This is a genomic window from Paraburkholderia sp. DHOC27, from assembly GCF_003429005.1.
In the GTDB taxonomy this organism is placed as follows: domain Bacteria; phylum Pseudomonadota; class Gammaproteobacteria; order Burkholderiales; family Burkholderiaceae; genus Paraburkholderia.
Map to the genome: position 1 here is coordinate 1,598,903 of NZ_QVQV01000001.1, position 12,720 is coordinate 1,611,622.

Consider the following 12,720-nt stretch of genomic DNA (forward strand, 5'->3'; position numbering starts at 1 on the left):
TGCATAGCGCGACTGGATCTCGAAGGCCACCTCATTGGCGCCGCCGTGTTTCGGACCGCGCAGCGCGCCGATCGCGCCGGTGAGCGCCGAGTACATGTCCGAGCCCGTGCCGGCAATCACGCGGCCGGTGAAGGTCGACGCGTTGAATTCGTGCTCGGCGTACAGGTTCAGCGACGTATGCATCGCCTCGACCCACGACTTCGACGGCTCGACGCCGTGCAGCAGATGCAGGAAGTGGCCGCCGATCGAATCGTCGTCGGTCTCCACCTCGATGCGCTTGCCGTTGTGCGAGTAGTGGTACCAGTAGAGCAGCATCGAGCCGAGCGAGGCCATCAGCCGGTCGGCGATGTCACGCGCGCCGGGCAGGTTGTGGTCGTCCTTTTCGGGCAGCACGGTGCCGAGCACGGAGACGCCGGTGCGCATCACGTCCATCGGATGCGCGGCGGCAGGAATCCATTCCAGCGCGGCTTTCACGTTGGCAGGCAGGCCGCGCAGCGCCTTGAGTTTGGCCTTGTAGGCGGTCAATTCGGCCGGGGTGGGCAGCTTCTCGTGCACCAGCAGATAGGCGATTTCCTCGAACTCGCAGGTGCTGGCGATATCGAGAATGTCATAGCCGCGGTAGTGCAGGTCGTTGCCTGTCTTGCCCACGGTGCACAGCGCGGTGTTGCCCGCGGTCACGCCCGAGAGTGCGACAGATTTCTTCGGTTTGAATGCGCCGGGTGCTGCGGTGCTGTTGTCTGCTTCGCTCATGGTGTCGTCCTCTGAATCCTCTATGCGGGGTTACTTGTGTGCGGCGAACAGCGCGTCGAGTTTTTCTTCGTACGCGTGATAGCCGAGATATTTGTACAGATCGGCGCGCGTCTGCATGGTTCCGACAGCGGCTTTCTGCGTGCCGTCGCGCTGCACGGTCTCGTAGAAGTTGAGCGCGGCGGCGTTCATGGCGCGGTAGGCCCCGCAGCAGTACAAAGCGATATCCACGTTGGCGTCGCGCAGCTCGGTGGTGGTGAAGAAAGGCGTGGAGCCGAACTCGGTCAGGTTGGCGAGAATCGGCACCTTCACGGCGGCCTTGAAGCGGCGGTATTCGTCGAGCGTCTGCATGGCTTCGGGGAAGATCATGTCCGCGCCCGCTTCCACGTAGGCAACGGCGCGCTCGATCGCGGCGTCGATGCCTTCGGTGGCGCCCGCGTCGGTGCGCGCCATGATCACGAACTGATCGTCAGTGCGGGCGTCGACCGCGGCTTTCACGCGGTCCACCATTTCTTCCTTCGGCACCACTTCCTTGCCAGGACGATGGCCGCAACGCTTTTGCCCGACCTGATCTTCGAGGTGCACGGCGGCGACGCCCGCCTTGATGAACGAGCGCACCGTGCGCGCGATGTTGAAGGCGCCGCCCCAGCCAGTGTCGATGTCGACCAGCAGCGGCAGGTTGGTCGCATCCGTGATGCGGCGCGCGTCGATCAACACGTCGTCCATCGTGCTGATGCCGAGGTCCGGCATGCCGAGCGAGTTTGCGGCCACACCGCCGCCAGACAGATACAGCGCCTTGAAGCCGACCGCTTCGGCCATTTTCGCCGCGTAGGCGGTGATGGCGCCGACGACTTGCAGGGGTTGCCCTTCTGCGACCGCCGTGCGGAATTTCGCACCTGCGCTGAACGGTTGTTTGACTGGCTGTTTGACTGATTGATTCGAGCTCACGTGTTCTCCCGGTGAAGTTGAGCGCCATTAGTGCAAGGAGCAGGCCAGTCAACGCGCTCGGGGCTAACCCTTTGATTTCTCTTAAGTTTGGCAAGCGCGACAAGCGGGCTCGTATTTCAGTTGTGAAATAATCAATTTCAAAATTGATATGCAAGGTTCATAATGAGTTTTTCTGTTTTTTAGCGCGTGCCGGGCGTTGCCCTGCCGCGCCGCCTGCCATGACCCGTTCTTTCGAACCCAGCCCCCGGCCGCGCGTCTGGGCGATGGGCATTAGCCGGTTGCGCGACTTGTTTCGCGATATCGCCGGCGAATACGACGCGCGTGCCGACGTGCGCGTGGTCGCGCGCGGCTTCGAGGATGCCGTGCACGCCATTGCCTCGGCGGGGGACCAGCGTCCGGATATCGTCGTGGCGGGCGGCTCGAACGGCACGTACCTGAAGTCGCGTATCGACCTGCCCGTCGTACTGATCAACCCGACCGGCTTCGACGTGATGCATGCGTTGGCGCGGGCGCGCCGCGATGCCTCGCAGGTTGCGCTCGTCACGTATGGCGAGACGCCCGCCGAGGTACGCCGGTTCGTGGCGGCGTATGGGCTCGATGTGGTGTTCGCGTCGTACGAATCGGCGCAGGACGCCGAGGCGTGCGTGCTCGATCTGCGCGATCGTGGCGTGGGCACCATCGTGGGTCCCGGCCTCGTCACGGATCTGGCGGCGAAGGCTGGCATGGATGCCGTGTTCCTCTATTCGCGCGCGTCGGTTCGGGCTGCCTTCGATACCGCGCTGGAGGTGACCCAGGCCACGTGGGGAGAGGCCGTGCGGCGTCACCGGCTGGACAACGTGCTGCAGCATCTGCGCGACGGCGTGGTTGCGCTGGATGCGCAAGGACGCGTCGAAGCGATCAACCAGCGGCTGGCCGCGGTGCTCGGCATCGAGCCTGCCGCCGCCGCCGGACGTGCGTTGTCCGACCTCGCGCCCGATCTCTCGGATGCGGTGCCGGACCTCGAGGGCGAGTCGCTCGAAACGCTGCGTGGTGTCAGTTATGTCGTGCATCGCGGGCCGCTGGTGGACAACGGCGTGACCACCGGCACGGTGCTGACGTTTCAGGAATCGCGCGCGGTCGAACGGCTCGATCGCACGTTGCGCTCGCGGCAACGCGCGCAGCAGTTCGTCGCGCGTTACCGGCTCGACGATCTGGTGGGCACGTGTGCGGCCATCGAGCGCGTGCGGCAACTCGTGCAACGCTATGCGAAGTCGGATGCCACGGCGCTGATCCGCGGCGAAAGCGGTACGGGCAAGGAGATGGTCGCGCAGAGTCTGCATCAACTGAGCCCGCGGCGTGACTTTCCGTTCGTCGCGCTCAATTGCGGCGCGTTTCCCGAAGCGCTGCTGGAGAGCGAACTGTTCGGCTACGAAGAAGGTGCGTTCACCGGCGCGCGACGTGGCGGCAAAGCCGGGTTGATCGAAGCGGCGCATCGCGGCACGCTGTTTCTCGACGAAATTGGCGAGATGCCGTTGCCATTGCAAAGCCGTCTGCTGCGCGTGTTGCAGGAGCGCGAGGTGGTGCGGCTCGGGTCGACGGAGCCGACGCGCATCGACGTGCGCATCGTCGCGGCGACACATCGCGCGTTGACTGCGGCAGTGGAAGAGGGCGAATTCCGCACCGATCTGTACTACCGCCTCAACATTCTCAACATTGCGCTACCGCCGTTGCGCGATCGTCTGACGGACATCATGCCGCTCGCGGCCGAGTTACTGCTGCAGTCCGCGCGGCGCGAAGCACGTCTTGTCGCGCGGATTCGCAGCACCCGGGAAGCCCTCGACGTGCTCACGCCAGTCGGCGACGCGCTGCGCCGTCATACGTGGCCGGGTAATGTGCGTGAACTGCAAAACGTGATTGAACGGATTACCGTCGAGCTGGCCGATTCGGATACCGAAGAAGCACATTTGACCGACGCGGTTTTGCAGTCAATTGCACCGGAGTTGTTCGAACTTCGCGCATCCAGTGAGTCCGCCGATGCACCGGCGGCATTGACGTTGCGCCAACGCAGCCGGCGCGTCGAGGCCGATCAGATTCGGGCCGCGCTCGAGGCATTCAATGGTGACAGGGATCGTGTGTGTGAAGAGCTCGGCATCAGCAAGACGACGCTGTGGCGCAAGCTGAGTGCAACGGAGTGACGCGACTGCCGCAGCGCTAATCGGCCCTAATCCGCGCTAATCCGCGTGAATCATCGCGACTCTGAATCGCCGTGAATTGACCTGACTCAACATGACAACCGCATGATGAAGTGCGCTTGTCCGCCTTCACAATTCTGCAATGTCCCGGCGGGATAAACGCCTAAGATGTCATAGGCACGCATGCTTCTCCGCGGCATGTTGCTCCCGCACTCTCTGCGCATTTTCTACGCGCTCTCTGACTATTCAGGAGAATTAAGAATGAGCATTTTTGGTGATATCGTGAACAAGCTGTTCCACAAGGCAAAGCCGGAAGCGCAGCCGCCCGCTGTGGAAGCAACGCCTGATCCTGCTGTGGCACAAGCCGCTGCGCAAGCGGCCGCTCCGGCGGCGGCACCCGCACCGGCGCCGCTCGCCGATGTCGATGTGGCCGTCGTCATGGATCAGTTTGTCAGCGAAAGCGGCCAGACCTTGAACTGGCGTACGTCCATTGTCGATACGCTGAAGGCGCTCGGCGTCGACAGCAGCCTCGATCATCGCAAGCAGCTTGCCAAGGAACTGAACTACACCGGCGACACGAACGATTCCGCCAGCATGAACATCTGGCTGCACAAGCAGGTGATGCAGGCGCTGGCCGCCAATGGCGGCAAGCTGCCGGCAGATCTGGCGGCCTGAGCGGCAGATTCACAGACGCAATCAATGGGTTCACCGGCGCGCATGACGCCGCGCTGGCAGCAGCAGCCCGGTAAGCCGAACGACCCGCGCAACCTCGCGGGTCGTTTTTTTCGCCGCGAAGCGAGACCGCTTCGTGCAGCCCTTACTGCTTCTCGACCGTTTTCAATAGCTGCGCAACCTGTCCGTGCGCATGCAGGATGGTGGAGCTTGCCTGCAACAACGGCAGGTAGCGCGGCAAAAATGCATTGTCGTGCGCATCTGCGGCAAACAGGCCCGTGACGGCTTCTACCGCGCCGACGCGATCGACAGCCGTGGCCTCCTTGTCATCGAGGATCTCATCCACGTTGGCGATCACCGTGGAAAGCGGTGTGAGCCAGCGAAACCCCGAACCGTTGATCAGCACCTGCAGGAACGCCGCCGGCGTCACCGGACCGAACTCCTTTTCGTACGACGCACGCTCGTGATCGAGAATGGCCTTATGCAGGGTCAGCAGCGGCTTGCGGACCTCCGCGAGAAACTGGGTGGCTTGCTGATCGGTCATGGCGTGGCTCCAGGAAAATGGTCATGGGTCTTACGGTCATCCTAACAAAACCCGGCGTGGCGTAACGGCCTGTGCGTGCCCCGCAGCCGCCCTGGGCAGCCGTTCGGACAAATTTTTACGGCGACGCTACAATTTCGTCGCCACTCGCGCCATTGTCTGGCATCGCGGTCTCAATCCCTCCTGGGCCGCGTATCTATCTGGATCATGTGGCAGCGTCAGCACAGCACCCGTATTAGACCGGCACGCTGGATCAATGCAGCGCTGCAAGGTCGTTTAGTTCGATGTCGTCGTATAAAACGTTCAAAAAAGAAAAACCCACAACTGGAGTTGCACGGATGACAACGCTCACTATCAATGGCCAGACGCATACCGTCGACGCACCGCCGGATATGCCTCTGCTGTGGGTCCTGCGGGATCTGGTCGGTCTGACCGGCACCAAGTTTGGCTGCGGCATCGCGCAGTGCGGCGCGTGCACGGTGCATCTGGACGGCGCGGCGGTGCGCTCGTGCGTGCTGCCGGTGGCGGCGGTGGGTGACAAAAAGATCACCACCATCGAAGCCGTTGGCGACACGCCCGCCGGCAAGAAGGTGCAGGAAGCCTGGCGGCAGATCGACGTGGTGCAGTGCGGCTACTGCCAGTCGGGTCAGGTGATGGCGGCGGCCTCGCTGCTCACCCAGAACCCCGATCCCTCCGATGCGGATATCGACGCGGCTATGGCCGGCAACATCTGCCGCTGTGGCACCTACAACCGCATCCGTGCGGCAATCAAGCAAGCAGCAAAGGAGGCTTGATATGTCGCAAGGATTGCTTGATGCGCAGAACGGCGCCAAAGCCGACACGGCCAGCCCGCGTTTTTCCCGGCGCACCTTCCTGAAGTTCAGCGCCACGGTGAGCGCCGCAGCCGGCGGCGGACTACTGCTGGGTTTCAGCATGCCCGTGCGCAGTCAGGGCGGCGAGCCACAGGAGGAGGTTCATCCGGGTAAGACCGTGATTGGCGGCGACGCCAGCGAACCGGGACCGTCCGGCGTGTTCGCGCCGAACGCGTTCATCCAGATCGATAACACCGGCAAGGTTGCGCTGGTGATTCCGAAAGTCGAGATGGGACAGGGCGTGTATACGTCGATTCCGATGCTGATTGCCGAGGAACTCGAGGTGCCGCTCGACAGCGTGACGATCGATCATGCGCCGCCCAACGAGAAACTGTTCACGGATCCCTTGCTCGGCGGCCAACTGACGGGCGGCTCGACCTCGATCCGCTATGCGTGGGACCCGATGCGCAAAGCTGGTGCGACGGCGCGCGTGCTGCTCATCAATGCCGCGGCGCAGCAGTGGCAGGTCGATCCGTCCACCTGTCACGCGCAGGCCGGCCAGGTGATTCACGCGGAGAGCAATCGCACTGTGGGCTACGGTCAACTGGTGGATGCCGCCGCAAAACTGCCGGCGCCGCAGAACGTGCCGCTGAAGGATCCGAAGGACTTCAAGATCATCGGCACCTCGGTCAAACGGCTGGATTCGCCCGAGAAGGTGGACGGTACCGCCGTGTTCGGTCTCGACGTGCGGCTGCCGGGCATGGTCTACGCCGTGATCGCGACGAGCCCGGTGTTTGGCGGCACGCTGGCGAGCGTCGACGACACCAATGCGAAAAAGATTCCCGGCGTGCGTCAGGTCGTGAAGGCCGACAACGCCGTGGCGGTGATTGGCGACCATACGTGGGCGGCCAAACGCGGGCTGGCGGCGCTCGACGTGCAGTGGAACGAAGGGGCGGGCGCCAAGGTGTCGATGCAGCAGATCGTCGACGATCTGTCCGCTGCCGCCGATCATGGCACGGGCGCGGTGGCCCGCAAGGATGGCGACGTGACGAAGGCGTTTTCGGACGCCAAGACTCGCGTGGATGCGGTCTATCAGCAGCCGTTTCTCGCCCACGCCACGATGGAGCCGGTCAACTGCACGGTGCATGTGCGCCCCGATGGCTGCGATATCTGGCTCGGCACCCAGGTGCCCACGCGCATCGTCGATACGGCGGTCGCTGTGACCGGCCTGCCGGCCGACAAGATCGTCGTGCATAACCATCTGCTGGGCGGCGGCTTCGGGCGACGTCTGGAGTTCGATATGGCGACCCAGGCGCTGAAGATCGGCAAGCAGGTGGGCGTGCCGGTCAAGGTCGTCTGGACGCGCGAGGAAGACATCCAGCACGACATGTATCGCCCGTACTACTACGACAAGATTTCCGCGGGCCTCGACGCGAATGGCAAGCCGGTGGCCTGGCAGCATCGCATCGTGGGCTCGTCGATTCTCTCGCGCTTCGCACCACCCGCGGTCAAGAACGGCGTCGATCCAGACGCTGTGGAAGTGGCGTCGGACCTGCCTTACGATCTGCCGAATCAGTTGATCGACTACGTGCGTCAGGAGCCGCACGCTGTGCCGACCGCCTTCTGGCGCGGCGTCGGGCCTACGCGCAGCACCTTCGTGGTGGAGAGCTTCGTCGACGAACTGGCGGCGCAAGCCAAGGTCGATCCGGTCAAATACCGGCGCGATCTGCTCGGCAAGTCGCCGCGCGCGCGCAACGTGCTGGACACGGCGACGCAGGCGGCAGGTTGGGGCGGCCCGGCGATGTCGGCGGGGCAGGGACGCGGCGTGTCGGTGATGCACGCGTTTGGCAGCTTCTTTTCGATGGTGGTCGACGTCACGGTCGATCAGGGCGAGGTGAGCGTGAACCGCGTGGTGTGCGCGGTGGATTGCGGCATGGTGGTCAACCCGAACACTATCGAGGCACAGGTGCAGGGCGGCATCATCTTCGGCATCACGGCGGCGCTGTATAGCGAAATCACGATCAAGGACGGCCGCGTTCAGCAGAGCAACTTCACGGATTACCGGATGCTGCGCATGGACCAGTCGCCGCCCATCGACGTGCATATCGTGAAAAGCACCGAAGCGCCAGGCGGGATTGGCGAACCGGGTACGGCGGCGCTCGCGGCAGCGTTGACCAACGCGATTTTCGCGGCAACCGGCAAGCGTCTGCGGCAGTTGCCCGTGGGCAGCCAGTTGCAAACCGCCTGACCGGAGACCGACCATGATCAAGACACTGAAGGTGCTCGGCGCCGCGCTGGGCTGCGCATTGCCGCTCGCGTGGTCAGCCTCGGCGCATGCCGCGGACGATGCGCTGGTGCAACGCGGCGCGTACATCGCGAAACTCGGCGACTGCGCGGCCTGCCACACGTTGCCGCACGGCAAGCCGTTCGCCGGCGGTCTGCCCATGACCACGCCGATGGGCAAGATCTACACCACCAACATCACGCCGGACCCGGACAACGGGATAGGCCATTACACGGAAGAAGATTTTGCGCGGGCCTTGCGCGAGGGCGTGGCGAAGGACGGCCACAACCTGTATCCGGCGATGCCGTATCCGTCGTACACGAAGATCAACGACGACGACACGAAGGCGCTTTACGCGTATTTCATGCATGGCGTCGCGCCGGTGGCGCAGGCCAATCGCGCTTCAGACATACCGTGGCCGCTCAGCATGCGCTGGCCGTTGAAGTTCTGGAACATGGTGTTCCTGGAGAAGGGCGTGTACCAGGACAAGCCCGGCAAGGACGTGGCGTGGAATCGCGGGGCCTACCTGATTCAGGGTCTCGGGCACTGCGGTTCGTGTCATACGCCGCGGGGCATCGCGTTCCAGGAGAAGGCGCTGGATGAAACCGGCAGCGCGTATCTGACGGGTGGTGTACTCGACAACTGGTTCGCCGCCAATCTGACCGGCGAGCAGAACGTCGGGCTTGGGCGCTGGTCGGACGACGATCTCAAGGCGTTCCTGAAGACGGGAGCGAACGCGCATGCGTCGGCGTTCGGTTCGATGACCAGCGTGATCAACAACAGCACGCAGGCCACCAACGACACGGACATCGCCGCGATGGCGACCTATCTGAAGTCGTTACCGGCGGTGGGCGGCAATGGCGCAGCGCCGTACTCCTATGACCCGCAGGCGACCAAAGTGTCGTTGAACCGGCCAGCGAACAATGCCGGGGCACGCGTCTATACGGCGTATTGCATGCATTGCCACGGGGTCGACGGACGCGGGTTTGCGCCGATGCTGGCGCCGCTGGCGGGCAATCCGAATGTGCTGGAACACGATCCGTCGTCGTTGATCAATGTGACATTGAATGGCACGGAAGATCTCGTGATTCAGGGCATCCCGGCGCCGTATCCGATGCCGAAATACTCGCCTGTGCTGAACGACCGGCAGATTGCGGATGTGTTGACGTTTATCCGCACCGGCTGGAATAACGGTGCGCCAGCCGTGAGCGCGGAAGAGGTGGCGAAGTTGCGCAAGGCGACCCAGGCGGCTCGGTAGGGCAAGATGGTTTGATGGTGGTGGTTGTTTAAGAAGCGGCGATCGCGTGAGTGATCGCCGTTTTTTTTGCGCGTGGGCGTTGTGATCATTCGTGCGGTCTGGACCTGGCCAGACGTTATAGGCCACTCTTTTAGGCGCGCTCCGTTGGCATAATGTTCGTTATGCGAAGTTTCTGGTTCGGGGCGGTAGATGACCAAACGCTTCATGCACTGGAGAATTGCGGACAGGAGGTGCTAGCGAATGTTTATGAAGTGGTTGCTCGTCAATATATGGATCGCCGCGCTCGCGCCAGCAATCTGGGCTTTTGTGATCTGGCTTGTCGAGCGGATGAGAGACCATCGGGCGCAATCTCATATTCTTTCCGCGTATGTCGACGGTCAGCTTGGCTTCGTTGCAATAGGTTGGTGTGCAAGCGCGTTGCTGGAAATGGACACGTATGAAGAGTGTGTGATGCGGGTGGTTTCGTGGGGAGGGTTGACGGGATTGCTCTGGTTCACGCTTTTTCTTTCGGGCCTGGTGGCGGCAGCCGGAGCACGTTGGCCTGTCGCTTCGCGCGCTTCTGTCTCTCAAGGAGTCAGTCTGCTTTGGCGTTACCTGGCAGCGTGGTTTACTCTTGCGTTGGGAATGGTATCATTAGGAATCTTGATTTATGTGCATTTGTTCGTCACGACATCGAAGGACCCTAAATGCAGTTTATCCGTGCTTTTATAGAATCTGGTGCGTCTACACCAACAGGCCTGAAAGTGGTGGGCCTCGTGTCAATAATAGGATTGGTGATTGGCTTCGCGCTGGTGTGGTTGTATCCCCCTATGCTGTAGAAGTAGTCTGAAGGTCCAAGCCTCCCCAACCGAAAAAGCCCGCTGCAACAGCCAGCGGGCTTTTCGTTTTTGAGACCACGCGCATCAAGATGCTCACACTGGGCGATCAACCGCCTTCACCGAGTCTGTCCCACTCGCTGCCGTTTCTCCAGCGTCCGCGCATACCACGTGAGCGGAAAGCACATCGCGAAGTAGATCAATGCCACCATCCCGTAGATGGGAAATGGCCGGAACGCGGCGTTGGTGATCATCGTGCCGGTCTTGGTCAACTCCGTGAAACCAATGATCGAAGTCAATGCGGTGCTCTTCACCACCTGCACGAGAAAACCCACCGTCGGCGCAACAGCGATTTTTTTGGCCTGCGGCCACACGATGTAGCGCAACTGTTGACCGAACGTCATGCCGAGGCTCGCGCCCGCAGCCCATTGACCACGCGGCACCGCTTCCACGCAACCACGCCAGATGTCGACCAGATACGCACTCGTGTAGAGCGTCAAGGTGACGATAGCAGCCGTCCACGGCGACACGTCGACACCAAGCAAAGGCAAGCCGAAGAACGCGAGGAACAGTTGCATCAGCAGCGGCGTGCCCTGGAACAGCTCGACGTAGACCGACACCACGCGCCGCAACCACGGCAGCGGCGATACGCGCATCGCCAGCAGGATTGCGCCCACCACGCCGCCGCCCACGAAGGCGATCAGCGAAAGCAAAATGGTCCAGCGGGCCGCGAGCAGCAGATTGCGGGCAATGTCCCATAGCGTGAATTCGACCATGCTCAGCGCTCCGTCAGACTGGTGCGGGCCGTGCGCCATGCGAGCAGCACGCGCCAGCCACTGGGTTCGTCAGGCCGATGCGGCATGCGCCCCGCAAAGAGACCGCGCGCCAGCCAGTTGAGCAGTTGGCGCAGCACGATGGAGAGCACGAGATAGGTCACGGTGATGATCACGTAGCTTTCGAACGAGCGGAAGTTGCGCGACTGAATGAAGTTGGCCGCATACGTGAGGTCGGGCACGGATATCTGCGACACCACCGCCGAGCCGAGCATCACGATCAGCACCTGGCTCAGCAACGACGGAAACACGTTGGCGAGTGCCTGCGGCAGCACGACGTAGCGAAACACCTGGCGTCCGTGCAAGCCGAGCGCCTGCGCCGCCTGTAGCTGTCCGCGCGGCACTGACTCGATGCCGGCGCGCACGATCTCGATGGCGTAAGCGCCGAGATTGACCGTCATCGCGAGAATCGCGGCCTGCACTTCATCGATATGAATGCCGAGGCTCGGCAGCCCGAAGAACACGAAGAACAATTGCACGATGAACGGCGTGTTGCGGATCAGCTCGACATACGCGGCAATCACGGTACGCAACCAGCGCGGCCCGGAAACGCTGAGACTCGCCCCCGCCACGCCGACGATCCCGCCCAGCACCGTGGATACCGCCGTCAGCCCGAGCGTGACCGCGACGCCGCGCGTCAGCATGCCCGCGTAGACGCCGAAGCCGCTGAAATCGAACGCGTAACTCATGACTGGCTGCTCATCGTGGAATCAGACTCCTGCAGGAAATCACAAAGCCGTGACCGGGCTGGCAGCAGCGAACCCGATGGCGGCGTCACATGGGGGCGTTCAAAGATCCGCCGGCAACGGCGCCCTCAGCCATTTTTCCGAAATCGCGTTCATCGTGCCGTCCTTGCGGGCCCTGGCAATCGTGTCGTCGATCTTCTGCTTCAGGCGCGGCTCGTTCTTGTTCAGACCGACGTGATCCGGCGAACTGAACAACGCAAACTTCTGCTCCGGATCGTTGGGCGGATGGCGCGCGAGGATCGTCGCGCCTACGTCGTTGCCGACCACCATCAACTGTACCTGACCAGAAAGAAACGCCGAAATTGCGCCGTTCGGATCGTCGAAGCGTTTGATCGTCGCGCTCGGCGGCGCGATCTTGCTGACGCTCAAATCTTCGAGCGTGCCGCGCGCCACCGAGATGGTTTTGCCGGCCAGATCGTTGGCATTCTTCACGACCAGCGCCTTCGGGCCGAACACGGCCAGATAGTAGGGCGCGTAGGGCTGCGAGAAGTCGATTACCTTCTCGCGTTCCGGGGTCTGGCCAACGGAGAGCAGCATGTCGGCCTTGTGGTCGGCGAGGTAGGCCATGCGGTTGTCGCCCGTCACCTGCACGAGTTCGACCTTCACGTTCAGGGCCTTGCCGATCAGGTCGGCGACGTCGATGTCATAGCCTTGCGGCTTCATATCCGGCCCAATCGAGCCGAACGGCGGATAGTCCTCGAATACGCCGATCCGCACGACGCCGGCCTTCTGGATCGAATCGAGCGCATCGGCATTTGCGGCCGGGCTGGCCAGCGTCCCGAACGCGGCGACGCCCACGAAGGCCAGCAGGCTCGCGGCGGTGGCAAGGGCACGGCGAACCCGCGGGGGAATGATACGAAGGGTGGTCATGGTCGAGCCTTGGTCGAGAGCCT

12 protein-coding genes are annotated in these 12,720 nt (G+C 62.7%); 6 read left to right on the forward strand and 6 right to left on the reverse strand.

Annotation, left to right across the window (positions count from 1 at the left end; translation table 11 throughout):
* Both D0B32_RS06985 and prpB read right to left on the reverse strand, forming a co-directional pair.
* A partial coding sequence (locus tag D0B32_RS06985; protein WP_310591182.1) for a citrate/2-methylcitrate synthase occupies positions 1-750 on the reverse strand: 750 nt, incomplete at its 3' end.
* Positions 751-780: 30 nt separating this feature from the next.
* On the reverse strand, positions 781-1,695 hold the full coding sequence (gene prpB / locus D0B32_RS06990) for a methylisocitrate lyase (protein WP_117333048.1): 915 nt from the start codon (positions 1,693-1,695) through the stop codon (positions 781-783).
* Between the two features lie 218 nt (positions 1,696-1,913).
* On the opposite strand from prpB, the gene prpR reads away from it, so the two are divergent.
* The gene (gene prpR, locus D0B32_RS06995; RefSeq protein WP_117333050.1) at positions 1,914-3,869 is read left to right on the forward strand and encodes a propionate catabolism operon regulatory protein PrpR; all 1,956 of its coding nucleotides are present in this window, start codon (positions 1,914-1,916) and stop codon (positions 3,867-3,869) included.
* Between the two features lie 258 nt (positions 3,870-4,127).
* Positions 4,128-4,541, forward strand: a complete 414-nt coding sequence (locus tag D0B32_RS07000; RefSeq protein ID WP_117333052.1) for a DUF3597 domain-containing protein — start codon at positions 4,128-4,130, stop codon at positions 4,539-4,541.
* A gap of 142 nt (positions 4,542-4,683) precedes the next feature.
* Here D0B32_RS07000 and D0B32_RS07005 read toward each other — a convergent pair whose 3' ends face one another.
* A complete protein-coding gene (locus D0B32_RS07005; RefSeq protein WP_117333054.1) occupies positions 4,684-5,082 on the reverse strand; it encodes a hypothetical protein in 399 nt (132 codons plus the stop codon).
* A gap of 335 nt (positions 5,083-5,417) precedes the next feature.
* On the opposite strand from D0B32_RS07005, the gene D0B32_RS07010 reads away from it, so the two are divergent.
* The 4 genes from D0B32_RS07010 to D0B32_RS07025 all read left to right on the forward strand — a co-directional run bounded on the left by D0B32_RS07010 (position 5,418) and on the right by D0B32_RS07025 (position 10,144).
* Positions 5,418-5,873 carry a (2Fe-2S)-binding protein gene (locus tag D0B32_RS07010; RefSeq protein ID WP_117333056.1) on the forward strand — a complete coding sequence of 152 codons (456 nt, stop codon included), beginning with the start codon at positions 5,418-5,420 and terminating at the stop codon, positions 5,871-5,873.
* 1 nt (position 5,874) lies between these two features.
* Complete coding sequence (locus D0B32_RS07015) at positions 5,875-8,139, forward strand: xanthine dehydrogenase family protein molybdopterin-binding subunit (RefSeq protein WP_117333058.1); 2,265 nt, start codon at positions 5,875-5,877, stop codon at positions 8,137-8,139.
* Between the two features lie 13 nt (positions 8,140-8,152).
* Positions 8,153-9,433, forward strand: a complete 1,281-nt coding sequence (locus D0B32_RS07020; RefSeq protein ID WP_117333060.1) for a cytochrome c — start codon at positions 8,153-8,155, stop codon at positions 9,431-9,433.
* Positions 9,434-9,673: 240 nt separating this feature from the next.
* Positions 9,674-10,144 carry a hypothetical protein gene (locus tag D0B32_RS07025; RefSeq protein ID WP_117333062.1) on the forward strand — a complete coding sequence of 157 codons (471 nt, stop codon included), beginning with the start codon at positions 9,674-9,676 and terminating at the stop codon, positions 10,142-10,144.
* Between the two features lie 223 nt (positions 10,145-10,367).
* Here D0B32_RS07025 and D0B32_RS07030 read toward each other — a convergent pair whose 3' ends face one another.
* The 3 genes from D0B32_RS07030 to D0B32_RS07040 all read right to left on the reverse strand — a co-directional run bounded on the left by D0B32_RS07030 (position 10,368) and on the right by D0B32_RS07040 (position 12,697).
* Positions 10,368-11,024: an amino acid ABC transporter permease gene (locus D0B32_RS07030; RefSeq protein ID WP_117333064.1), complete on the reverse strand. Its 657-nt coding sequence runs from the start codon at positions 11,022-11,024 to the stop codon at positions 10,368-10,370.
* Positions 11,025-11,026: 2 nt separating this feature from the next.
* Positions 11,027-11,770 (reverse strand): amino acid ABC transporter permease, encoded by a 744-nt coding sequence (locus D0B32_RS07035; RefSeq protein ID WP_117333066.1) that lies wholly within the window; start codon positions 11,768-11,770, stop codon positions 11,027-11,029.
* A gap of 99 nt (positions 11,771-11,869) precedes the next feature.
* The gene (locus D0B32_RS07040) at positions 11,870-12,697 is read right to left on the reverse strand and encodes a transporter substrate-binding domain-containing protein (protein WP_117333068.1); all 828 of its coding nucleotides are present in this window, start codon (positions 12,695-12,697) and stop codon (positions 11,870-11,872) included.
* Positions 12,698-12,720: the final 23 nt, after the last annotated feature.